This window comes from Kocuria sp. CPCC 205260 (assembly GCF_040981045.1).
Taxonomy (GTDB): domain Bacteria; phylum Actinomycetota; class Actinomycetes; order Actinomycetales; family Micrococcaceae; genus Kocuria; species Kocuria palustris.
On record NZ_JAVKPT010000002.1, the window covers coordinates 119,834 to 141,966 of the forward strand.

The following is a 22,133-nucleotide window of genomic DNA, read 5'->3' on the forward strand; positions in this document are numbered from 1 at the left end:
GCCGCCACGTCACATGGGAGGTCACCCGGCGTCATCATTGACTTCTCAGGCTTGACTAAGTTAACGGCCCGGCTCATGCGTCATCCCGGAAGACGTCCTCGAGCCGCGTGCCCGCCTGGAGCAGCGGCCAGCAGCGGATCAGGCGCAGCATCTGCTCCTCCGCGCCGACGGCCTCCCCGGGATCCCGGCCGCGCAGCCCGAGGGCGGTGCGAGCCGCGACCCGGACGGGGTGGATCCGCGCGAGCACCTGGCCGCCGCCCGTGACCACCAGCGCGGGCGCATCGTGGGCCGCCGCCTGCTCGCAGGCCTCCTGCAGACCGCCCGGCGGGATGCGGCAGGCGCGCACCAGCTCGACCTCGAAGCGCGGACGGACACGGGCGGCGCCCCCCGGCCCGCCGACGGAGGGAGCGGGTCTCCCCAGCTGCACCCGCGGATCGGCCGCCAGCATCTCCTCCAGCTCCTCTGCCATGTCCCCGGACCCGCCCGGGAGCCGCACGTGGACATCGCCGGATCCCAGCAGATCCCGCACCGCGAGTGCGGCCGTGCCCGTGCGCAGGTGCTCCTCCCTCTGCGCGGCATCGCCCCAGGTGACCACGATGTCCGCCACGGCATGCACCATCCCCGAGGGCCGGGCGATCGGGTGGGTGATCCGCGAGGCCAGGCGCAGGCTCTCGCGGTTCTTCTGCAGCACGGCCGCCGACGGATCGGCTTCCGAGCGCCCACCCCAGTCGGCCCCGCGGTGCACCGCGCGCGCCGCCGGGGCATGCAGCAGCTCGCAGCCGCCCAGCACGGCCTGCCAGCCCAGCTCCCAGTCCTCCCCGCCGTAGCCGACCATCGCGGCGTCGAACCCGCCGAGGCGCTCGAAGGTCGAGCGGCGGCAGGAGAGCACCGCGGAGATCACGTACCGGAAGTGGGAGTCGTCGTGGCGGCGCAGATGATCGGTCTGCGCCCACGCCCGGGCCAGCCACTGCGGCTCGCCCAGATCACGCGGCGGCTGCGCGGTGTCGTCCACATGGACCCTGGTCCCCACGACGAGGGCGTGGGGATGCTCGCGCAGGGCCTCCTCGACGGCGGCGAGGTAGCCCGGCTCGGGCACGGTGTCGCCATCGAGGAAGACCAGGATCCCGCCGCGGCAGTGCCCGGCCCCCAGGTTCCGCGCCGCCGCCGCTCGAAACCCGCGGTCATCCTGGCGCACCACGCGCACCCCGGCGGGGACCCGGGGCGGGCGCGCGGAGCCGTCATCGGCCACGACGATCTCCAGCGCCTGCACCGGCTCCTGCGCGCGCAGCCCCGCGAGCACAGCGTCCAGGCCCTCCTGGTCCTCGAAGTACGGGATCACCACGGAGATCCCGCCGCTGTCGGCCCCAGCGGACGCGAGCGTCATCGCAGCAGCTCCTTCCACGCATCCGCATAGGCCTCGGCGACCTGCGCCCAGCCCCACCGCGGCAGCGGGCGATCGGCCCGGGTCCGCCGCGGCTCGGCCAGCAGCTCGCCCACCGCCGTCCCCAGCTCCTCGCGCCGACGACGCAGCACGGCGCCGGGCCAGCGCTCGTCGATCTCGCGCATGTACGGGCCGTCCACCACGAGCGGCCGGCGCCCGTGGGCGATCCACGTGTTGAGCGAGCCCGAGGCGGAGACGTGCAGGTGCGGGCACACGGGGACGTCGACCGCCTCCAGCTGCCCCGCCAGCTCGGGCTCGGGGACGTAGCCCGTGAGCTCGAAGCGCACCCCGCGCGCCGCGGCGCGCTCCCGCAGCACCTGGACGTCGGCGTCGTGGCCCGCCGCACTCGCCCCGATCGCGCGCACCAGGGTCCCCCGCGGCACGGAGTCGATCACATCCTCGATGCCCTTGCCGGGATGCACGAAGCCCAGAACCCCCACGACCCCGCCATCGCCGGCGGCCGCGGGGCGCCCGACGGGCAGAGCCTCCTCGAGGGGCAGCGGCACTGCGCGCACGGCGGTGCTCGCCCCGCCGTCGGGCCCCTCGCCGGCCAGCGCGCGCAGGGCCGCAGCCTCGTGCTCGGAGTGGGCGATCACCAGATCGGCGCCGCGCACCAGGCGGGCGAAGGCCGTGCGGCGGCGAGCGAACCTCTGCGCCCCCTCCTCCGGCTGCGGCACGTCGTGGGGACCCACGCTCAGCAGGCCGCGGCCGCGCAGCCGCAGCACGGCCTCGACCGCGCCGTCCGCATCGGCGCCGAACAGGGCGTCGGTGAAGCTGACGTGCAGCAGCGCCTGAGCGGACGGCTCCGCGACGGGCAGCTCGACGGTCCGTCGCACGAGCCGGTGGTCGAACCCGCCGACCCCGGCCTCCCGCGCGGCGTGGAACAGACCCAGCCCGTGCCGGACCACCCCGTGGCTCTCGGGGCCCACGACCAGATGGCTGATCACCGATGCCCGGCGGCTCACGGCAGCAGCCCCAGCATGGTCATGCGCTGCCCGTGCCGGGCCAGGGCGCGCTCGATCAGCCGCGGCCTGGCCCGGCAGAAGGCGAGCTGCTCCCGGGCGATCCCGGCCTCATCGAGCTCCCGGGCGTCCCGGCCTGTGCCCAGCCGCCATCCGCTCGTGCGCGCGTCGGGCCGCAGGACAGCCCCGAGCGCCCTCGCGTGCGTCGGATCCACGGGGGACTCCACCGAGCGCAGCAGCTCGCGCCCGGGATCGGCGACGCCATCCGGGTCCGGGGCGAAGCCCAGCCCCCGGCCCAGCTCCTCCAGCACCCGCTGGGCCAGGATGCGCAGCGTCGCGTTGTCGGGGTGGTTGATGGTGTGCCAGTGCGGACGGGCCTCGAGCGCATCCGACATGACGACCGTGCCATGGGCCTGCTCGCGTGCTCGCAGCTGCCCCACGGATTCGGCATGCAGGGCCTCCAGCGCCTCGGCCTCCAGCTGCGGGGCGTTCGGCGGCAGGGCGTCGGGCCTGAGGCCCGCGCCCGCCCGCGAGGCCTGCGCGAGCGTGCGCAGATCCGAGTACGGCACCCCGGGCGGATCCAACGAGCTGTCCTCCGGGTCCCGGACGATGACCTGGAACGGGTGGAGCCCGGCATAGCGCAGCACCGGGATGCGCAGCCGGAGGGACGACGACGGCAGCAGCGCCTCGAGCTGGCGCGTGCCGGAGGGCAGGCCGCGGTAGTCGTCGCGCACCGGCTGCATCACGAGCGCGTCGGTCCGGGCCAGGAGCCGGGCGGCCGCCTCCGCATCACGGGTGCCCCACTCGAAGACCGGCGGGACGCGCACGGAGCGCAGGCCGGGATCGGCATCCAGCAGCACGCGCAGAGACTCCGCCTGGCAGTTGCCGATCACGACCACGAGGGGCAGATCACCCGGGGCGGCGTCGTCCTGTCCGGCGCGCTCCGAGGCCTGTCCGTAGAAGTCCGCATAGTGCTTCGCGCGCCCGGGGTTGCTCACCGTATGATGATAACGATACTTATGACAAGGGGCCCCGTGGGGTCCCTTCTGCGCGGAAGGCGGTGGAGGGCTGACAGCGGTGCATCGTGCTGTGCAGGGGAGTCAGAGGCTGCGAGCAGCGCCGATCCCCGCCCATCACCCCTATGTGGACGCCGTGGAGCCGCTGGCCGGCTGGGACGGATTCGAGCTCGTCGCACCTCCCGAGCTCGACGCAGCAGGACCGGGGACCTGGATCCCGCACCCGCTGCTCGAAGCGCAGCGCCTGGCCGAGGACGCCGATCGCGTGGATGTCCTGCACGTGCACTTCGGCTTCGAGCACCGCACCCCGCAGCAGATGCGCGAGCTCGTCGAGCAGTGCCGCGCCTCCGGGATCCGTCTGGTGCTCACCGTGCACGATCTGTCCCATCCGCATCTGCGCACCGCTCAGGAGCAGCGGGAGCACCTCGAGCGCCTGGCCGTGCTGATCGAGGCAGCCGAGACCGTCATCACCCTCACCGGCTCGGCGGCCGAGGAGATCCGCCGGCGATTCGGCCGGCGGGCGGAGGTCATCGCCCACCCCTGCGTCGTCGCGCCGCAGCGAGCGCGACGACTGCAGGAGCAGGTCCGCGAGCGCGGCGGGCCCTCGCTCGGGGTCGCCGTGTTCCTCAAGGACCTGCGGGCCAGCACCGTGCGGGAGCTGTCCTGGCACCGGGATCTGGCCGAGGGGCTCCGAGGGGTCGGCGCCCGACTCACCGTCTTCCTGGACGAGCGCGCGGCCGGCACCGAGCTGGGTCGCGGCCTGAGCGGCATCCAGGGCCTGGAGCTCGTGGTGCATCGGCGGATGGACGACGAGCGCCTGTTCACGCAGGTGGCCGAGTGCGCCGTCGTCGTCCTCCCCTACCTTCGCGGGACCCACTCCGGGTGGCTGGAGATGTGCCGGGACCTGGGCGTCGTGGTCGTGGCCCCGGACTGCGGGCACTTCGCGGATCAGGCCGACCAGCCGGGCGCGGTGCTCTCCTGCCGCACGGGCGACGGCCGCGATGCCGCCCGTGCGGCCGCACAGGCTCTGGGCGTCGCACCCCTGCCATGGGCCGGCGACCGCGCCGCCCAGGCCGAGCGCATCGCGCTGCGGCACCGCGAGCTGCTTGCTGAGGCAGGATCATGAGGATCGCCGTGATCGGCCCGTCGCGCATGCCGATCGCCCCACCCTTCGGCGGAGGGCTCGAGGTCTTCGTCCAGCGCATGGTCGAGGGGCTGCGCTGTCGCGGGCTCGACGTCGACCTGTTCGCAGCCGCAGGCTCCCAGGGGCATCGCCGCGATCTGGAGTTCCCCGGCGTCGACTGGAGCGGGCACGAGCACGGCGCCCGCGACGACCGCTATCCGCCCGGTGCCCGGGAGTCCGAGACCGCCGCCTTCGCCCGCGTCTGCCGGTATCTGGAGCGTTCCGACTACGACCTGGTGCACAACAACAGCGTGCACCCCTCCATCCTGGAGCTGGGCCCCGCCCGTCGCCCGCCGATGGTCACGACCCTGCACACCCCGCCCCAGGACGACATGCAGGGCGTGCTCGGTCGGGTTGCGGGCGCCTCCGAGAGGTTCTGCGCGGTCAGCCGGTTCACGGCCCGCCAGTGGTCGCTGCCGCGCGCCGCGGAGGTGATCCACAACGGCGTGCAGACGGACCAGTGGCGCCCGGGCCCCGGCGGCGGAGGGGCGGTCTGGTTCGGGCGCCTGACCCGGGAGAAGGCCCCCCACCTTGCCATCGAGGCCTGCCGCCGGCTCGGGATGCCGCTGACCCTGATCGGGCGCTGCGCGGATCCGACCTACTTCTCCCAGCGGATCGCTGCACACTTGGGGGATCAGGTGCGCTGGCTCGGGGCCATGGCTCCGGAGCAGATCATGGACGAGGTCGGGCGGGCCTCGCTGGCCCTGGCCACGCCGCAGTGGGATGAGCCGTTCGGGCTCGTGCTGATCGAGGCGCTGTCCTGCGGCACTCCCGTGGCCGCGTTCAGCCGCGGGGGCATCCCCGAGATCCTGCGCACCGTGCCCGAGCACCTGGCCCGGCCCGACGACGTCGACGACCTCGTGCGCGCGGCCCGCGCAGCCCTGCACCAGCCGCGCGCCGAGGCCCGGGCCATCGCGGTCGAGCGCTTCGACCTGAAGGTGATGATCGATCGGTACCTGTCCCTGTTCGAGGAGGTGATCACGTCGTGATCGGCCTGTACGCCCATCATCAGGGGGCCGGGCATCTCACCCGCTGCCGCGCGCTCGCCCGCGCCCTGGCCCCGCACGAGGAGGCGGTGATCCTCTCCTCCCACCCCGAGGCCGACGTGGTCCTGCCGATGGACGCCCCCGCCGACGAGCGCGGCGTCACCGCCCACGGGGCGCTGCACTGGGCGCCGCAGGGCCACGACGGATACACCGAGCGCATGGCGATGATCGCCGCATGGGTGCGCGATCACCGTCCCTCGGTCGTCCACGTGGACCTCTCCGTCGAGGTGACGGCGCTGGTGCGCCTGCTCGGGGTGCCCACGACCGTCCAGGCCCTGCCGGGCATCCGCGACGACGCCCCGCACGAGCTCTCCTTCCGGCTGGCCGATCGGATCGTGGCGGCGTGGCCTGACTGGGTTGCGCTGCCGGCTCACCTGGCGCCGTCAGCCGAGCGGGTGCATCGGGTGGGCGGGATCAGCCGCTTCGAGGGCCGCGCCCTGTCCGCGGTGCGCGGTCGCGATGCGGCGATCCTGCTGGGCCGCGGCGGCCAGGACGGCTCGCCTGCCTACTGGCACGAGGTCGCGCGGATCGCCTCCGCTCACCTGGGCGGGCGCTGCCGGCTGCTCGGGCTCGACGAGTGGGTCGAGGACCCGTTCGAGGTCCTCTCCGAGGCGGGGGTCGTGATCACGGCGGCGGGGCAGAACTCCGTGGCCGATGCAGCCGCCGCCGGGGCCCCGATGATCGTGCTGGCCCAGCAGCGCCCCTTCGCCGAGCAGGAGACCACCGCGCGCATCCTGGCCGACGCCGGCCTGGCCGTGGTGCCCGAGGCACCCGGTCTGCCGGCGGCGGGCGAGTGGCCGCAGCTCATCGACCGCGCGCTGCTGCTGGGGCCCCCGCAGGACCGGCGCCGGGCATGGCAGGTCGACGGCGCCGCCAGCCGCGCCGCCGAGACCGTCCTCGGGGCGGCTGGACACGGGCGGGGCGGGTCATGAGCGCGCCGGCGGCGCCTTCCGTGCACGTCGTGACGGTGTGCTCGATCGGGCGGCGGGACCACGTCCTGCGCCAGCTCGAGGCCGTGCGGCGCTGGCTGCCCGCGGCCGTCCACCACACGGTCCAGATCGGCCCCGAGCCCTTCGAGGCCCCCGGGACCCGTCGGCTGGATCGCACCGGGCCCGGGCCCGTGAACCTGGCGGCCGCGCGCAACGCCGCTGGCGACACCGCCTGCGACGCCGGTGCGGACGTGATCATCTTCCTCGACGCCGACTGCCTGCCCGGTCCCGATCTCGGCGCGGCCTACACCGCTGCGGCTGCCGAGCGCCCCGGGGTGCTGTGCGGACCCGTGACCTACCTGCGCGCGCAGGACCGCCCCTACGACCTCGACCGGCTGAGCTCGCTGCGCAGCCCCCATCCCGCTCGCCCCGATCTCCCGCGCGGGCAGACCCGCTGCGCTCGCCCCGGGGAGCACGTCCTGTTCTGGTCCCTGAGCTTCGCGCTCAGCGCCGGGACGTGGCGGGGACTGCGCGAGCGCTTCGGCGGCTTCTGCGAGGAGTTCACCGGCTACGGCGGCGAGGACACGGACTTCGCCATGAACCTGTCCGCCCACGGCGTCGCGCTGCAGTGGGTGGGCGGTGCCGACGCGTATCACCAGTGGCACCCGGTGTCCTCGCCGCCGGTCGAGCACCTGGACGACATCCTGCGCAACGCGGAGGTCTTCGCCCGGCGCTGGGGCAGGTGGCCCATGGAGGGCTGGTTCCGAGCCTTCGAGCAGCGCGGTCTGGTGGTCGCCGACGGACCCGGATGGCGCCGTCGGGAGCTCCCGACGGCGCACCCCGCACCGAGCCCGCTCAGCGGGTCAGAAGCCTGAGGGCAGCGTCGCCGAGCGGTCGAAGCGCTCGGTCACGGCCACGCGGCCGTCGGCCCCGATCAGCGTGACGGCCTCGGCCGTGCCCCGCTTGGAGCCACCGGCGATCTCGGCCCCGGCATCGACGATCACGTTCTCGAGCTGCACCCCCGCGCCCACGCGCACGCCGTCGAGCAGCACGCTGTGGCGCACGACCGCGCCCTCCTCGACCACGACCCCCGGACTGAGCACCGAGTGCTCGACCGTGCCCCGGATCCGGGAGCCCGCCGAGATCAGGGATTCCGAGACCTCCGCCGAGGCCGCGATGCGGGCCGGGAGCAGCTGCGGCTGCCCGGAGACGATGGGCCACTGAGGGTCATCCAGCACGGCGCCGTCGCCGTCGAGGATCTGCAGCTGCGCCGTCCAGTAGGACTGCAGGGTGCCCAGATCCATCCAGTACCCGTCCATCCGGTGCTCCACGACCCTGCGGCGCTGCACGAACCACGGGATGAGGTCGTGGCCGTAGTCCTCCAGCCCGCCCTCGGCCTCCTGAAGGTCCTCGAGCGCCTCGATCAGCTGGGGTCCGTCGAAGAGGAACATCTCCGCGGCCACGATCTGCCCCTGGGGGTCCTCGGGCTTGTACGCGAACTGCCTCACGCTCCCCTGTCCGTCGGTGCTCACCACGGAGTAGCGGGAGGGATCCTCGTCCACTCGGGTGGTGACCAGGGTCAGGTCGGCGCGCTGGCGCTGGTGGGTGTCGATCACGTCCAGGAAGTTCAGCGTGTAGAGGTGATCTGCCGAGAGCACGAGCACCAGGTCCGGGTCGAACTCCCGGATGGTCTGCTTCTGCCGCAGCAGCGAGTCCGAGTTGCCCTGAGGGAAGCCCTCGCCCTCGGCCCCCTGGAACGGAGGCAGCACATGCAGACCGCCGTGCGTGCGGTCGAAGTCCCAGGGCCGCCCGTTGCTCAGGTGCCGATTCAGGGTGTGCGGCAAGTACTGCTCGATCACCCACACGTCCGACAGGTGCGAGTGCATCAGGTTCGACATCGAGATGTCGATCAGCCGGTAGGTCCCGGCCACCGGCAGCGCGGGCTTGACCCTGTGCTCCGTCAGGGCCTCCAGCCGGGAGCCCTTTCCCCCTGCCAGGACCATCGCCATCGTCCGCGGAATGCGCATGCGGGCCCTCTCCTCGTCGTGAGCGTCCTGCCGACGATCGTAGTCGCGCGATCCCGGGATGAGGGTGACAGAGGCAGGCCCGTGCCATAGTGTCCCGACCCACGGGCCGCCCGCGCGCTCCTCCCCTGCCCGGGAGGCCGCATCGCACCGCAGACCGGCCCTCCCTCGTCCCGAACGGATCCATGACGCTCCCCGCTGACACCACCCCGGCCGCCCTCGACCCGCAGTCGCGCTGCCCCTGCGGCTCCGGCGACGTCTACGGCGGCTGCTGCCTGCCGCTGCACCAGGGCAGGCCCGCACCCACGGCAGAGGCCCTCATGCGCTCGCGCTTCAGCGCCTTCGCGGTGGGCGACGAGCAGCACCTGCTGCGCACCTGGCACCCCGACACCCGGCCCGAGACCCTCGAGCTGGACCCGGACCTGCGCTGGTACCGCCTCGACATCCACGCCACCACCGGCGGCGGCCCGTTCGAGGAGTGGGGCACGGTCGACTTCACCGCCCACTACCGGCCCATGCCCGGGACCGACGCCCCGCGCGGCAGCCAGCACGAGAACTCCCGCTTCCGCCGCGTGGACGGGCAGTGGCTCTACCTCGACGGCGCCGTCCACTCCGCCTGACGGAGGAGCCGGCGATGCGGAGGTGTGGCCGGCTCCACACCCCGCCGGCCCATATCGGCCGCGGCGGGCCCGGCGACCCGCCGTAGAATCGGCGGATCCGTCGGCGTGCCGCATGACCGACGGCGCCCTTCTCGAGAGAGCCGCACCATGTCCTCACCCTTCTCGCGCGACTCGTCGCAGCCACCCTGGCAGGCCTCCGACGCCCCGTCCGAGCACACCGCGCCCGCCTCCGCGGAGCAAGCGACCGCCACCGGCACCGACGTCGCCGCACCCCCGTCGGCGCCCAAGGGCGGCCTCGACCGCTGGTTCAAGGTGACCGAGCGCGGCTCCACCATGGGCCGGGAGGTCCGCGGCGGCGTCGCCACGTTCATCGCCATGAGCTACATCGTGGTGCTCAACCCCCTGATCCTGGGGCTGGGCGCGGACTCGACCGGCGCCACCCTGGGCGTGGACCGCGTGGCGGCCATGACCGCCCTGATCGGCGGTGTCATGACGATCCTGATGGGCGTCGTGGCCAAGACCCCGTTCGCCGTGGCCACCGGCCTGGGCGTCAACGCGTTCCTGGCCGTCACGATCGCCACCACGCCCGGGCTGACCTGGGCGCAGGCTATGGGGCTGATCATCTGGGCCGGCGTGATCATGTTCGTGCTCGTGCTCACCGGCTTCCGCACCGCGGTGTTCAACGCCGTGCCGGCCTCGCTGAAGTCGGCGATCGTCGTGGGCATCGGCCTGTTCATCGCGCTGGTCGGCCTCGTCAACGCGGGCTTCGTGCGCCGCATGCCGGATGCCGCCGGGACCACCGTGCCCGTGGACCTGGGCGTGAGCGGCGAGCTCATCGGCTGGCCGCTGCTGACCTTCGTGATCACGCTGCTGCTGACGATCACCCTCATGGTGCGCAACATCCGCGGGGCCATCCTGATCGCGGTGCTCAGCGGCACTGTCCTGGCGCACGTCCTGGAGGCCGTCGCGCCGTCCGGGTCCTCCGGCGAGAATCCGGCCGGCTGGTCGCTCGTGGTGCCGTCGACCCCCACGGGCCTGTTCTCGCTGCCCGATCTGTCCCTGGTGGGCGAGGCCGACCCGGTCGGGCTGTGGACCCAGCTGGGCGTCACGACCGTGCTGCTGCTGATCTTCACGATCCTGCTGTCCATCTTCTTCGACGCCATGGGCACCATGGTCGGGCTCTCCGAGCAGGCCGGTCTGGTCAAGGACGGGAAGATCGACAACGTCGACCGCATCCTGCTCATCGACGCCGCGGGCGCGGTGGCCGGCGGCGCGGGCTCGGTGTCCTCGAACCAGATCTTCGTGGAGTCCTCGACCGGCATCGCCGAGGGCGCGCGCACCGGCCTGGCCAACGTGGTCACGGGCCTGCTGTTCCTGGCCGCCATGTTCATCACCCCGCTGGTCGAGGTCGTGCCGTTCGAGGCCGTGGCCCCGGCCATGGTGGTCGTGGGCTTCCTGATGGCCAAGAACGTCGTGCGCATCGACTGGGACGACTGGGGCATCGCGGTGCCGTCGTTCCTGACGTTCGTGCTGATGCCGTTCACGTACTCGATCGCCGACGGCATCGGCGCCGGCTTCATCTCCTACGTGTTCATCCGCGTGGTGCAGGGCCGGATCCGCGAGATCCACCCGCTGATGTGGGTCGTGGCCGCGGCCTTCGTGGCGTACTTCGGCATCGGGGTGATCGAGGGCTGGATCCTCTGACCGTCTGATCCCCACACCGCCGAGTGGATCCTCAGTTGCGCTATTCCGCCTTTCAGCGCAGCTGAGGATCCACTCGGCGTTTCAGGGGGTGGGGTCGCGGCGGGGCTGCACGGTGCCGACGAATGCGCGCACCCAGCTCGCGTCCTTGTGCTGAGCGGGCACCGGGTCGATCAGCAGCTCGCGCTCCATGGCCGCGGCCTCCGGCGAGGCAGCTGCGGGCAGGGGCGCATGGGAGGCGGCCAGAACGACGTTGCCGTAGCGGCGCCCCTTGAGCATCGCCGGATCGGCGACGGCGGCCACGTGCTCGAACACCTCCCGCAGCGCCGCCGCCTCCGCGCGGGCTCCCTGCAGATCGCGGGTGTCGCCGACGTTGAGCAGGTACAGCCCGCCCGGGGCCAGCACACGATCGACCTGACGGGCGAACTCCACGGTGGTCAGCGGCTCGGGCGTCACAGAGCCGGCGAAGACGTCGCGGATCACGACCTCGCGCGTGGACTCGGTCAGCGACTCGGTGACCTCCCGAGCCTCCCCGGCGCGCACGCGCAGCAGCGGGGCCCGCGGCAGGTCGAACCAGCCGCGCACGAGCTCGACGAGCCGCGCGTCCAGCTCCACGACCACCTGCCGGGCCTGCGGCCACTGCCAGTGGACCCAGCGGGCCATGGAGCAGGCGCCGCCGCCCAGATGAAGCACGCGCAGGCTCGTCGGGTCCAGGTGCGCGGACACGTGCGTCCGCAGCATCGCGGCCATCCAGCGCATGTACTCGAAGTCGAGCAGCTCGGGCCGGGAAGGCTCCACGTGCGAGGACGGGACGCCGTTGACGAGCACCGTCCAGGCGCCGGGGCTCAGGTCATCCGGACGCAGCTCGACCTCTCCCGTGGCGATCGGCCACGTCCCGGGCTGCAGCGCATCCGGATCCTCGGAGGCCTGTGCATCGTCCCTGCGGTTCCTGCGCTGTCGGCCCATGCGCGCCAGTCTAGGAGCGGCGCATCCGGAAGGTCTCCTGCCCGGACCAGGGGCCGTCGGCCTGGTAGGCCGGGCCGATGCGCTCGAACCCGTTCTTGGCGTAGAAGGCCTCCGCCCGCGCATTGCCCGCCATGATCCAGAGGTAGACCGGGTCGTGGCCCTCGACGGCCTCGTCCAGCAGCTGCCGACCCAGTCCGGAGCCGTGCAGGCGCTCCAGGACGTAGAGCTTCACGAGCTCGCGCTCGGGCTGCAGGCCGGGCTCGAACTGCAGCTCCCAGCGCTGGGGGCCGTCGCACACCGTGGCGAATCCCGCAGGCTCGCCCGTGCCGTCGAGCCCCAGCACCACGCGGCCGGCGGGATCGGAGAGGAACTCGCGGTCCTCGGCGGCGATGTCCGCCACCGAATCCTCCGAGAGCAGGGCCTCGGCGAAGTCCTGGCCGTACAGCGGCTGGTAGGTCTCGCGCAGGCAGGCGACGTGCAGCCGGGTCAGGACGTCGGCGTCGTCGGGACCGGCGACGCGCGTGGACCAGGCGACGGAGCTCAGGACTCGTCCTGGGCTGCGTGCCCGCTCTCGAGCTGCTGGCGCTGGATCGCGGCCTCGAGACGTTCGACCTTGCCGTCGAGCTCTCCGGAGTGGCCGGGGCGGATGTCCGCCTTGAGCACGAGCGAGACGCGCGGGCCATAGCGCCCGACGGCCTCGGTGGCCTCCTTCACGACGGCCATCACCTCGTCCCACTCCCCCTCGATGCTCGTGAACATCGAGTCGGTGCGGTACGGAAGCCCGGAGTCGCGGACGACCTGGACAGCGGCTGCCACGGCGTCGTGGACGGAGCCGGCGGGGTTGTCCCCGCCCATGGGCGATACGGAGAAGGCGACGATCATGCCCCCAGCGTAAGCCTGCTCACCGGCACTCGGACAGGGCCCCCGTCGACGACCGCCGTGTGAAACCCCGGGGAAGCCCGGGCAACCCCGGGTCCGGCGGCAGGCCCACCGCCTAGGCTGGACAGCAGACTGGTCTGTGCCCGTCGGCGTGCTCGGGGAAGCCCCGGGGACCACGCAGGGGCGGGGCACGGAGACGACCTCGACGAGGAGCATCCCCATGACCCAAGGCATCTACCTCAGCGCCATGACGCCGGCCGCCGGCAAGTCCCTGATCGCGCTGGGGCTGACGGACACCCTGTTCAAGAACTCCGACCGTGTGGGCTTCCTCCGTCCGGTGCACCTGGGCGAGACCCCGGAGCAGGACCCCATGCTCGCGCTCATGGCCCAGACCTTCGAGCTGCCGCCGGAGCGCTGCCGCGGCGCTGTCACCCTGGACCGGTGCCGGGAGCTCCTGGCCTCGGGCGATCACGACGCCCTGGACTCGGCGGCCGTGGACGTCTACGCGCAGATGGCCGAGCACTGCGACGTCATCGTGGTCGACGGCACCGACCTGCTGGCGCACAACGCCGCCACCGCGGAGTTCGACCTCAACGCGCGCCTGGCCAACAACATGGGCTGCTCGGTGCTGGCCGTCATCGGCGGTCAGCAGGCGGAGCACCCCGAGGACCTGCTCAACGCCGTGGAGGTCACCCGCACGGAGCTTCGCGACTCCAAGTGCGACATCTTCGCGATCATGGTCAACCGCTGCCCCGCCGAGTGGGTCCAGGAGGTCGCCCAGAAGGCCAAGCGCGGGCTGCACAACCTCCCTGTGTACGTCCTGCCCGAGGTCCCCGAGGTCATCAGCCCCACCGTGGAGGAGCTCGTGGAGTCGGCGGGCCTGCGCTCGGATCTCACCGACGTCACCCTGGACCGCGACATCAAGGGCGTGAAGATCGCGGCCATGAACGTCGAGCACTTCCTGGAGCTGCTCGTCGACGGCGATCTGGTGATCACCCCCGGGGACCGCTCGGACGTGCTCATGGCCACCCTGGCCGCAGCGCTCACCCCCGATCAGGCCACCCCCGCAGGTGTGCTGCTCACGGGCGGGTTCGTGCCCGAGGGCCTGGTGCGCTCGTTCGTGGCCAGCGCCCCCTTCCCCGTGCTGAGCACCGAGGAGGACACCTACACGGCAGCGAGGAGGGTCGGCTCCACCCGCGGGCGGATCGTCAAGGGCGGGGCCCGCAAGGCGGCGGCTGCGCTGGGCGCCTGGGCGAATCAGGTCGACGGCGAGGAGCTGGCCTCCCGCCTGCGCCTGGAGCGCCCCGAGCGGCGCACTCCCCTGCGCTTCCTGCACGAGCTCGTGGAGCAGGCCCGACGAGACCGCAAGACCGTCGTGCTGCCCGAGGGCGACGACGCCCGCATCCTGCGCGCCGCCGAGATGATCCATCGCCGCGGCTTCTGCGACCTGGTCATCCTGGGCGAGCCGGACGAGGTGGCCCGCCTGTGCGATGCCGAGGGCATCGACCTGGACTTCGAGGCCGACGGGCTCGAGCTGATCGACTTCCGCCACGACGCCGAGCGCCGCGAGCGCTACGCCGAGGCCTACGTGGAGTACCGCAAGCACAAGGGCGTGGACAAGGACACCGCCCTGGAGCGCATGCTCGACGGCTCGTACTTCGGCACCATGATGGTCCAGCTCGGCGATGTGGACGGCATGGTCTCGGGCGCGGCCCACACCACCGCCAACACGATCCGCCCCGCGCTCGAGTTCGTGAAGACCAAGGAGGGCGTCGGCGTCGTCTCCTCGGTGTTCTTCATGCTCCTGGAGGACCGCGTGCTGGTCTACGGCGACTGCGCCGTGAACCCCAACCCGAACGCCGAGCAGCTCGCGGACATCGCCAAGGCCTCCGCCCAGACCGCCCGGGCCTTCGGCGTGGACCCGCGCGTGGCCATGCTGTCCTACTCGACCGGCTCCTCCGGCTCCGGCGAGGACGTCGAGCGGGTCACCGAGGCCACCCGACTGGTCCAGGCCGAGGAGCCGGACTTCCCCGTCGAGGGCCCCATCCAGTACGACGCCGCCGTGGACGCCTCGATCGCCCAGAAGAAGCTGCCCGGCTCCGAGGTGGCCGGGCACGCGACCGTGTTCGTGTTCCCGGACCTGAACACCGGCAACAACACGTACAAGGCCGTCCAGCAGTCCGCCGGTGCCGTCGCCGTGGGCCCGGTCCTGCAGGGCCTGCGCAAGCCGGTCAACGACCTCTCCCGCGGCACCACGGTCGAGGACATCGTCAACACCGTGGCGATCACCGCGATCCAGGCCCAGAACGGCTGAGCGTCCGCCGCAGCGGCACCTCAGCACACCGAATCCCACCATCCGAAGGAGCGCCATGCTCGTCCTCGTCGTCAACTCCGGCTCGTCGTCGCTGAAGTACCAGGTCCGGGAGGTCACCACCCAGGAGGGCGGGGAGCCCTCCGCCTACACCTCCTCCATGCCGCGCGTGGACGAACTCGTGAACATGGACGAGGCCACCCAGGGGGCCGAGAGCGGCGAGGTCATCACCGAGGGCCTGATCCAGAACATCGGCACCTCGGAGATCGAGGATCACACGCAGGCCCTGGAGCTGCTGGCCCAGCGCCTCGAGGAGGAGCTCGGCGACCGCACGATCGACGCCGCCGGGCACCGCGTGGTCCACGGCGGCGAGCGTTTCTCCGCCCCGGTGCTGGTCAGCAACGAGATCATCCGCGCGATCGAGCGCCTGGCCCCGCTGGCCCCGCTGCACAACCCGGCCAGCGCCCTGGGCCTGCGAGCCATCCAGAAGAAGTGGCCGCACATGCCCCAGGTCTGCGTGTTCGACACGGCGTTCCACCGCTCCATGCCGGAGCACGTGTGGCGCTACGCGCTGCCCGAGGAGATGTACTCCGAGTACGGCGTGCGCCGCTACGGATTCCACGGCACCTCGCACGACTACGTCACCGGCGAGGCCGCACGCTTCCTGGGTGTGGAGCGCGACAGCTTCGACGCGGTCGTCGCCCACCTCGGCAACGGGGCCTCGGCCACCGCGATCAGGGACGGAGCGTCCTACGACACGTCCATGGGCTACACGCCGCTGGCCGGGCTGATCATGGGCACCCGCACCGGCGATCTGGACCCGTCGATCGTCACGGCCCTGCTCGAGCGCTACCCGGATCTCGATGCTCAGCGCCTGGACCAGATCATGAACAAGGAGTCCGGGCTCAAGGCCCTGGCCGGCCACTCGGACATGCGCACGGTCGACGAGCGCGCACAGGCCGGCGACCAGCGCGCCGAGCTCGCCCTGGAGATGGCCGCCTACCGCCTGGCCAAGTACATCGGCGGCTACCACGTGGCCGTCGGAGGGGCTCAGGCCCTGATCTTCACCGCGGGGATCGGGGAGAACTCCGCGGGCTTCCGCCAGCGCGTGGTCGACAAGCTCGGGGCGCTGGGCGCAGAGCTCGACCCCGAGGCCAATGCCGTGCGCGGGGACGAGGTCCGCCGCATCTCCACGCCGGAGTCGCGCCTGGAGATCCTGGTGGTCCCCACCGACGAGGAGCGCGCGATCGCCGAGGCCACCGCTGCGCTGGTGAGCCGTCGGGCGAGCTGAGCCGCTGCGCACAGGCCGGATCGCAGAAGCCCCCGATGCCGCTGCGGCATCGGGGGCTTCTCTGGAACTGGACGACTCAGGCGGACGGGGTGACCGGGGGCTCGTCGGACCAGGGGAAGACGATCCACTCGTCGGTGGCCTTCCACACGAAGTCCGGGTCCACCAGGGAGCGCGGCTTGGAGTAGATGACGGCCGAGCGGGTGTCCGACTGGTAGCCCTTGAGCAGCTCGAGCACCAGGGCCAGGGTGCGCCCGGAGTCGGCGACGTCGTCGACGACCAGGACCTTCTTGGAGCTGATCGACTCGACATCGAGCATGGGGGCCAGCAGAACGGGGTCCGGCAGGGTCTCGTGGACGTCGGTGTAGAACTCGACGTTCACCGCGTCCAGCAGCTTGGCGCCCAGCGCGTAGGACAGCGCGCCTGCCGGGACGAGCCCGCCGCGGGCCACGCCGATGATGATGTCCGGCACGAAGCCGCTGTCAGCGATATCCTGCGCGAGCTCCCGGGTGGCGGCGCCGAAGCCCTCCCACGTGAGGATCTCCTTGCCGTCAACGTCTGCCGCGTCTGCGTGATAAGCCATGCACACACCCTAGTCCCCGCCCGCGCGCGAGGGCAGGGACGAGGACGACGACCGCGCAGGATCAGTCGGCGAGCATGTCCTGGACCAGGCGGCGGACCTCGGTGCCGTAGAGCTCGATCGAGCGCATCATGGCGCTGTGCGACAGGGTTCCGACCGCGTACTTGAGGTCGAAGCGGGCAGCGCCGAGAGCCTTCTGATGGCGCACGATCTTGCGCGCCACGGTCTCCGGGGAGCCGACGTAATAGGCGCCGTCGGGCCCGGCCATCTGCTCGAACGCCTCGCGGGACAGCGGCGGCCAGCCGCGCTCGCGCCCGATCACCGCGTGATTGTGGGCCTGGGCGGGGAAGAACTCCTCGCGTGCCTGCTCGTCCGTCTCGGCCACGTGGCCCGGCGAGTGCCAGGCGATGGGCAGCTCCGGCTTGCCGAAGTGCTCCAGAGCCCGGCGATAGTGCTGCGCGAAGGCCGCGAAGGCGGTGGGGCTGCCGCCGATGATCGCGAAGATCACGGGCATCTCGTAGTGCGCGGCACGCACGACCGACTGCGGGGAGCCGCCCACCGCGATCCAAGCCGGCAGGCGCCCGGACTCCGTCTTGGGATGCACCTCGAGTCCGTCGATCGCCGGGCGCAGACCTCCCTCCCAGGTGATGGGCCCCTCCGACTGCAGACGGGAGAACAGCTCGAGCTTCTCCTCGAACAGCCGCTCGTAGTCCTGCAGGTCGAAGCCGAACAGGGGGAAGGACTCCGTGAAGGAGCCGCGGCCCAGCACGACCTCGGCCCGGCCGGAGGACAGGGCGTCGACGGTCGCGAAGCGCTGGTACAGGCGCACCGGGTCGTCCGAGGAGAGCACGGAGACGGCGGTGCCCAGACGGATGGTCTCGGTGGCGGTGGCCAGTCCCGCCAGGACCGTATCCGGCGCGGAGACCGCGAAATCGCTGCGGTGGTGCTCGCCGACCCCGAAGAAGTCCAGGCCCACACGGTCGGCCTGGATGCCCTCGGCCAGGACGTCGCGGATGACCTGGGCATCCGAGAGGGGCTGACCGTCCGGGCCGGGGTGGACGTCGCCGAAGGTGTTGAGTCCGAGCTGCATGGCATCTCCTGTGATCGCGGGACGCCCCGAATCATAGTTGATACATCACGTAGATGCGAGGGTCAGTCGGCTCGATGCCTGGGCTGCAGTCCCCGAAGGTGCACCAGGAACCCGGTGACCATGGAGCACGAGCGCAGCAGCTCGCCGATCAGCATCCACCAGGCCATGCCCACCGCAGTGTCGGTCCCCAGCAGCCAGGCCCCGCCCACCACCAGGACCAGCTGAGCCCCGCTGATGACCATGAAGAGCCGCTCGCGCCCGCCGAACATGAGCACGTTGCTCGTGGCCGAGGTCAGGGCGTTGATCAGCGTGGCCACCACCAGGATGACGGAAGCGCCCCACGTGCCCTGGTACTCCGGGCCGAGCAGATCGACGATCCTCTGCTCGCCCAGCACCAGCAGGAAGCCGAGCAGCAGCGTGGGAAGCACTGCCGAGACCGCGGCCGCCTCCAGCACGAGGGCGACCAGTCTGCCGCGCCGGGTTACGGACATCGCGATCCGCGGCATGAAGACGGTGGCCACGGCGGTGGTGCCCATGGCCCCTGCGGACTGGATGCGCTGGGCCACCTCGTAGGTGCCGGTGGCCGCCAGGGAGCGCGCGCCCAGCAGGAACATCAGCCCGCGCACGCTCAGCGCGGTCAGCGCGGACCCCGCCGCCAGGATCAGCGACTGACCCCACGGCACCGGCGGGACCGTCACGCTCGGCGGCGGCGGCCCTGCCGAGGGCGACAGCCGCCAGAAGGCGATGCTGATGATCACGAAGGCGGCCACCTGTCCCGGGATCAGCAGCTGCGGGGCGAGCAGCGCGGAGGCGATCGCGATCAGCAGCGCGAGCCCCGGCAGGGCCACGGACTCCAGGAACTGCCCCGCCAGCGGCGCCTGCCGCGCCACCCGCTGGACCATGAACAGGCGCCCCAGGGCCGAGGAGACGGCTACGCCGTAGAGGACGAGCACGAGCCCGCCGGTCCCCGCGGTGAGCTGGACGATCAGGGACGCCACCAGGGCGAGGACGGTGAGCACCGCCCAGATGCGCAGCAGGGCCCGGGCGTCGCGGCGGGCGATGGCGCGGGCCTCGTCGTGCCTGCCCTCGGCCCACAGCGGCGACTGCGAGCGCATGCCGGAGGTGTCGAGCCCGAAGGTGCCGGCGGCGCGCGCCACCAGGGCCACGGCCCACATGACGCCGTTGAGCCCCACCATCTCGACGGGGAAGCGCAGGGCCACGACGGCCACCAGCAGCATCTGCAGGGCGGCTCCGCCGATGCGGATGGACATGACCAGTGCGGACTGCAGGGCGGCAGCGCGCTGTCTCTCAGCAGCCATATCCCACCCGTCCTCCGCTCATGCCGTGCGATCCCCGTACCGCGGCGCCGGACCTCCCGGTCCCCGCACCGCCCCCGCGGCGCGCAGGCGCCTGCCGGCGGGCCTGTCTTGCGGCGCCACAGTCTACGTCCCGCCTCCGGCGCAGCACCCGGGTCGGGCACCCCCACTTGTGCGGCTCAGGCACGTCGACCCGGGTCGCTCTCGGGCGGGTCCGAGCCGTCCGGCCGCCCCGGCTGCGGGCCGACGGGCTCGGGCCCGCCCTGTGCCCAGGGGACCGTCACTGCGGCGCTCGCCCAGGGAGCGATGGCCGCTCCCGACGCGGAGACGGGCTCGGAGGCGGAACCGGGTCCGGACGCGGATGCGGGGCCGGCCGCGGTCACGGGCTCGGGCGCACCGACGGATGCCGCGGCGGTCGTCGGCTCCGCGGTCAGGGCGAGCACCACGCCGGAGAGCAGGAAGGGCAGCCCGTACATCGGCGGGGCCACGAACACCGGTGCTGCGACCGATTCGATGGCCATGGCCGCGAGCCACCCGGCGCCCACGCAGCCGATCCAGCGCAGGTGCGGATCCTGGCTGCGGCGCATCATCCGCCAGGCGGGCAGCCCGAGCATGACCAGACCGCCGATGTAGCACAGCAGGCCCAGGACGCCGGTCTCCGCCAGGGGCGCGGGCCAGAAGGTGTCCGAGAGGAAGTCGACCTCGTCGTGGCCCGTCATCCCCCAGATGCGCGTGTAGCCGAGCTCCTGGTAGTAGGGGCTGTAGTTCTCCGCGGCCGTGAACGAGGCGAACCGCCCGAAGCCCACGCCGAGCGGGAAGGCCCCCAGCGCCAGCGGGACGCTGTCCAGGGTCAGGCGGATGCGAGCGGTCTGGCTGACGTCGGAGAGGTACTCGGTCAGCGTGGCGTCCACGACGCGCGTGAGCGTGTCCCAGCCCAGGATCAGCGCCACCGGCGTGAGGATCGCCAGGCTCGTGAGGTACATGGCCTTCTTGCCCGGCAGCGACGCTCGGATCCCCAGGGAGACCACGAGGGCCGAGGCGATCGACTTGCGGCGGAAGGCCAGCAGGCAGGCGAGCCCGGAGCCGATGAGCAGCGCCAGGCTGATCCGGGAGCGGCGGATCGTGGAGCGGTAGGCCAGGATCGCGATGAACGCCAGGGACATCGTGGTCCCCAGTCCCACCGGGTGGTTGAACGGCCCGGAGAGGCTGGCGATCCCGGCGCGCTCGCTGAGCTCGACCGTGCCCGCGCTGATGAAGTCGTTCCACGCCGCGGGTGCGGCCGCGTTGGCCGCGGTGAACAGCAGGATCACGACGACGGCGACGGCGCCGCCGCGGATCAGCCCGGGGATGTCCTCGCGGCGCCAGTCCAGCTGCGCCAGGGCGAAGGCGAGCATGGGGCCCTTGAGGAACAGGAAGGCTCCGGTGACGGTGATGCCCAGCGGCACCGAGTGCACGAGACCGCTCAGGACCCCGAGCAGGCCGAAGGCCAGGAAGAGCCACAGCGCGGCGAAGCAGCGGACCGATCCGTGATCGCGCAGCCTGCGCAGGGTGAACAGCACGACGGCCAGCAGCACGCACAGCTCGTCCATGTACCCCACAGCGCTGCTGCCGGTGACTGTCTGCGCCGTCTGGGAGATCACGGTCGACACGGCGACGACGCCGGCGAACGCCTTGGGCGCGCGGAAGGCCGCGCGCAGCAGCCACAGCACGGCAGCGCCACCGAGGGCGCAGACCGCCGCGAGCACCAGCGCCTCGGCAGGACCCGTCACCTCTCCCCCTCCCCCTGCGACGCTCCCCCGAGCGTCGTCCGCCCGCGCGCATCCGACGGGCGGCGCGCGGTCTCCGGGCCCATGCTCGCACGTTCGGAAGCTCCTCTGACAAGGGGCGTCAGGTTGTCCCCACATCTGACGTCGCGCAGCAGTTCCTGCGCCGCTCACTCGACGCGCCGCCGCCGCGCCTGCCTATCATGAGCGCGCCGGGGCTGAGCCCCGAGCAGCGGCATGGCCGACGGCTTCCGGGGGGACCGTCGCGCCCGAGGCGCCGCTGGGATGACATGGCGCGCCCAGGGCGCGCGGGGGACCGACGAAGGGCAGGCCATGCACCAGAGCTCGGCAGGAGAGAAGACCGTGGCTCCGGCAGTGCGCGACATCAGCGGCGCGGAGCTGGGCTCTGCGCTGCGCCGCGGATGGTGGAAGGCGCTGCTGGGGCTGATCCTGGGGCTCGGGCTGGCCGCGGCCTTCGTCGTCACGCAGGCCCCCACCTACACCTCCGTGACCATGGCGCTCGTGCGCCCCTCCACCGACGACGCGACCTCGGTCGAGAGCCTGGCCGCCGAGGACCTGGCGCAGGCTCGCGCGGCCACCTACGAGTCGCTGGGCAACTCCGTGGTGGTGGCCGACGAGGTGCGCCGCGACCTGGGGCTGAAGACCTCTCCGGAGGACCTGCTGGAGCAGGTCACCGTGGTGTCCACGCCCGAGACCACCGGCCTGGAGATCACCGCCACGGCGGATTCGGCCGACGGCGCCGCCGAGCTGGCCGGGGCCTGGCGCGATGCGCTCAGCGATGCCGCCGACGCCGACGGATCCGGCGGGGCCGGGGACCGCGTGAGCATCGAGCCGGCCGGGGAGCCGACCGTGCCCGCGACGACGTCGGGCCTGTCCGATCCGGCCGTCCTGGTGGTCGGCGGGGCGGTGGGGCTGCTCGTCGGCATCCTGGTGGCGGTGGGCACCGCCCGGCCGGCGCGCAGGGCCTGAGACCGCGCGTCCGCCGTCGGACGCGGGG

20 protein-coding genes are annotated in these 22,133 nt (G+C 72.6%); 9 read left to right on the top strand and 11 right to left on the bottom strand.

What is annotated here, in order from left to right:
* Window positions 1-73: 73 nt before the first annotated feature.
* Genes RF645_RS05200 through RF645_RS05210 form a run of 3 tightly spaced genes read right to left on the bottom strand, consistent with a single transcriptional unit; the run spans window position 74 to window position 3,401 of the window.
* Window positions 74-1,384 carry a glycosyltransferase family 2 protein gene (locus RF645_RS05200; protein WP_058871980.1) on the bottom strand — a complete coding sequence of 437 codons (1,311 nt, stop codon included), beginning with the start codon at window positions 1,382-1,384 and terminating at the stop codon, window positions 74-76.
* Window positions 1,381-2,406 carry a hypothetical protein gene (locus RF645_RS05205; protein WP_058871979.1) on the bottom strand — a complete coding sequence of 342 codons (1,026 nt, stop codon included), beginning with the start codon at window positions 2,404-2,406 and terminating at the stop codon, window positions 1,381-1,383. Before RF645_RS05205 ends, RF645_RS05200 begins: the two co-directional genes overlap by 4 nt.
* The gene (locus RF645_RS05210) at window positions 2,403-3,401 is read right to left on the bottom strand and encodes a WcbI family polysaccharide biosynthesis putative acetyltransferase (protein WP_201023904.1); all 999 of its coding nucleotides are present in this window, start codon (window positions 3,399-3,401) and stop codon (window positions 2,403-2,405) included. Before RF645_RS05210 ends, RF645_RS05205 begins: the two co-directional genes overlap by 4 nt.
* 145 nt (window positions 3,402-3,546) lie before the next feature.
* Here RF645_RS05210 and RF645_RS05215 point away from each other — a divergent pair, with 145 nt between their 5' ends.
* From RF645_RS05215 to RF645_RS05230, 4 genes are read left to right on the top strand one after another with little or no spacing between them, the layout of a single operon-like run.
* A complete protein-coding gene (locus RF645_RS05215; RefSeq protein ID WP_058871978.1) occupies window positions 3,547-4,545 on the top strand; it encodes a glycosyltransferase in 999 nt (332 codons plus the stop codon).
* The gene (locus RF645_RS05220) at window positions 4,542-5,591 is read left to right on the top strand and encodes a glycosyltransferase (RefSeq protein WP_058871977.1); all 1,050 of its coding nucleotides are present in this window, start codon (window positions 4,542-4,544) and stop codon (window positions 5,589-5,591) included. The genes RF645_RS05215 and RF645_RS05220 overlap by 4 nt, the downstream gene beginning before the upstream one ends.
* Window positions 5,588-6,580, top strand: a complete 993-nt coding sequence (locus RF645_RS05225) for a glycosyltransferase (RefSeq protein WP_024289646.1) — start codon at window positions 5,588-5,590, stop codon at window positions 6,578-6,580. Before RF645_RS05220 ends, RF645_RS05225 begins: the two co-directional genes overlap by 4 nt.
* Window positions 6,577-7,452, top strand: a complete 876-nt coding sequence (locus tag RF645_RS05230; RefSeq protein ID WP_058871976.1) for a glycosyltransferase family 2 protein — start codon at window positions 6,577-6,579, stop codon at window positions 7,450-7,452. The genes RF645_RS05225 and RF645_RS05230 overlap by 4 nt, the downstream gene beginning before the upstream one ends.
* Here the strand turns inward: RF645_RS05230 and RF645_RS05235 are convergent.
* On the bottom strand, window positions 7,441-8,604 hold the full coding sequence (locus RF645_RS05235) for a glucose-1-phosphate adenylyltransferase family protein (RefSeq protein WP_058871975.1): 1,164 nt from the start codon (window positions 8,602-8,604) through the stop codon (window positions 7,441-7,443). The genes RF645_RS05230 and RF645_RS05235 overlap by 12 nt on opposite strands.
* Window positions 8,605-8,786: 182 nt before the next feature.
* On the opposite strand from RF645_RS05235, the gene RF645_RS05240 reads away from it, so the two are divergent.
* Both RF645_RS05240 and RF645_RS05245 read left to right on the top strand, forming a co-directional pair.
* Window positions 8,787-9,221 carry a YchJ family protein gene (locus RF645_RS05240; RefSeq protein WP_006214107.1) on the top strand — a complete coding sequence of 145 codons (435 nt, stop codon included), beginning with the start codon at window positions 8,787-8,789 and terminating at the stop codon, window positions 9,219-9,221.
* Window positions 9,222-9,554: 333 nt separating this feature from the next.
* The gene (locus RF645_RS05245; protein WP_235586822.1) at window positions 9,555-10,925 is read left to right on the top strand and encodes an NCS2 family permease; all 1,371 of its coding nucleotides are present in this window, start codon (window positions 9,555-9,557) and stop codon (window positions 10,923-10,925) included.
* 81 nt (window positions 10,926-11,006) lie between these two features.
* Here the strand turns inward: RF645_RS05245 and RF645_RS05250 are convergent, their stop codons facing one another.
* The 3 genes from RF645_RS05250 to RF645_RS05260 form a co-directional block, all read right to left on the bottom strand.
* Window positions 11,007-11,888: a spermidine synthase gene (locus tag RF645_RS05250; RefSeq protein ID WP_058871973.1), complete on the bottom strand. Its 882-nt coding sequence runs from the start codon at window positions 11,886-11,888 to the stop codon at window positions 11,007-11,009.
* Between the two features lie 10 nt (window positions 11,889-11,898).
* Entirely contained in the window at window positions 11,899-12,288 is a 390-nt protein-coding gene (locus RF645_RS05255) for an N-acetyltransferase (RefSeq protein WP_006214104.1), read from the bottom strand.
* A gap of 140 nt (window positions 12,289-12,428) precedes the next feature.
* A complete protein-coding gene (locus RF645_RS05260; protein ID WP_006214103.1) occupies window positions 12,429-12,770 on the bottom strand; it encodes a thiamine-binding protein in 342 nt (113 codons plus the stop codon).
* 217 nt (window positions 12,771-12,987) lie between these two features.
* On the opposite strand from RF645_RS05260, the gene pta reads away from it, so the two are divergent.
* Window positions 12,988-15,081: a phosphate acetyltransferase gene (gene pta / locus RF645_RS05265; protein ID WP_058871972.1), complete on the top strand. Its 2,094-nt coding sequence runs from the start codon at window positions 12,988-12,990 to the stop codon at window positions 15,079-15,081.
* Window positions 15,082-15,136: 55 nt separating this feature from the next.
* Window positions 15,137-16,369, top strand: coding sequence for an acetate/propionate family kinase (locus tag RF645_RS05270; RefSeq protein ID WP_058871971.1), 1,233 nt, complete (start codon window positions 15,137-15,139; stop codon window positions 16,367-16,369).
* Window positions 16,370-16,445: 76 nt separating this feature from the next.
* Here RF645_RS05270 and RF645_RS05275 read toward each other — a convergent pair whose 3' ends face one another.
* From RF645_RS05275 to RF645_RS05290, 4 genes are all read right to left on the bottom strand, one after another.
* Window positions 16,446-16,949 (bottom strand): phosphoribosyltransferase, encoded by a 504-nt coding sequence (locus tag RF645_RS05275; RefSeq protein ID WP_058872047.1) that lies wholly within the window; start codon window positions 16,947-16,949, stop codon window positions 16,446-16,448.
* Between the two features lie 61 nt (window positions 16,950-17,010).
* Window positions 17,011-18,036 (bottom strand): LLM class flavin-dependent oxidoreductase, encoded by a 1,026-nt coding sequence (locus RF645_RS05280; RefSeq protein WP_058871970.1) that lies wholly within the window; start codon window positions 18,034-18,036, stop codon window positions 17,011-17,013.
* Window positions 18,037-18,098: 62 nt separating this feature from the next.
* Entirely contained in the window at window positions 18,099-19,355 is a 1,257-nt protein-coding gene (locus RF645_RS05285) for a lipopolysaccharide biosynthesis protein (RefSeq protein ID WP_058871969.1), read from the bottom strand.
* 176 nt (window positions 19,356-19,531) lie between these two features.
* Entirely contained in the window at window positions 19,532-21,121 is a 1,590-nt protein-coding gene (locus tag RF645_RS05290) for a hypothetical protein (RefSeq protein ID WP_058871968.1), read from the bottom strand.
* Window positions 21,122-21,448: 327 nt separating this feature from the next.
* Between RF645_RS05290 and RF645_RS05295 the strand changes: the two genes are divergently transcribed.
* Window positions 21,449-22,105: a hypothetical protein gene (locus RF645_RS05295; protein WP_058871967.1), complete on the top strand. Its 657-nt coding sequence runs from the start codon at window positions 21,449-21,451 to the stop codon at window positions 22,103-22,105.
* Window positions 22,106-22,133 lie beyond the last annotated feature (28 nt).

What these genes read in the sequence shown, in the direction of transcription:
- RF645_RS05250 (WP_058871973.1), bottom strand. Translation starts at nt 11,888, where the DNA reads ATGGGCCGACAGCGCAGGAACCGCAGGGACGATGCACAGGCCTCCGAG.
- RF645_RS05235 (WP_058871975.1), bottom strand. Translation starts at nt 8,604, where the DNA reads ATGCGCATTCCGCGGACGATGGCGATGGTCCTGGCAGGGGGAAAGGGC.
- RF645_RS05295 (WP_058871967.1), top strand. Translation starts at nt 21,449, where the DNA reads ATGCACCAGAGCTCGGCAGGAGAGAAGACCGTGGCTCCGGCAGTGCGC.
- RF645_RS05200 (WP_058871980.1), bottom strand. Translation starts at nt 1,384, where the DNA reads ATGACGCTCGCGTCCGCTGGGGCCGACAGCGGCGGGATCTCCGTGGTG.
- RF645_RS05270 (WP_058871971.1), top strand. Translation starts at nt 15,137, where the DNA reads ATGCTCGTCCTCGTCGTCAACTCCGGCTCGTCGTCGCTGAAGTACCAG.
- RF645_RS05260 (WP_006214103.1), bottom strand. Translation starts at nt 12,770, where the DNA reads ATGATCGTCGCCTTCTCCGTATCGCCCATGGGCGGGGACAACCCCGCC.
- RF645_RS05245 (WP_235586822.1), top strand. Translation starts at nt 9,555, where the DNA reads ATGGGCCGGGAGGTCCGCGGCGGCGTCGCCACGTTCATCGCCATGAGC.
- RF645_RS05240 (WP_006214107.1), top strand. Translation starts at nt 8,787, where the DNA reads ATGACGCTCCCCGCTGACACCACCCCGGCCGCCCTCGACCCGCAGTCG.
- RF645_RS05220 (WP_058871977.1), top strand. Translation starts at nt 4,542, where the DNA reads ATGAGGATCGCCGTGATCGGCCCGTCGCGCATGCCGATCGCCCCACCC.
- pta (WP_058871972.1), top strand. Translation starts at nt 12,988, where the DNA reads ATGACCCAAGGCATCTACCTCAGCGCCATGACGCCGGCCGCCGGCAAG.
- RF645_RS05230 (WP_058871976.1), top strand. Translation starts at nt 6,577, where the DNA reads ATGAGCGCGCCGGCGGCGCCTTCCGTGCACGTCGTGACGGTGTGCTCG.
- RF645_RS05280 (WP_058871970.1), bottom strand. Translation starts at nt 18,036, where the DNA reads ATGCAGCTCGGACTCAACACCTTCGGCGACGTCCACCCCGGCCCGGAC.
- RF645_RS05275 (WP_058872047.1), bottom strand. Translation starts at nt 16,949, where the DNA reads ATGGCTTATCACGCAGACGCGGCAGACGTTGACGGCAAGGAGATCCTC.
- RF645_RS05285 (WP_058871969.1), bottom strand. Translation starts at nt 19,355, where the DNA reads ATGGCTGCTGAGAGACAGCGCGCTGCCGCCCTGCAGTCCGCACTGGTC.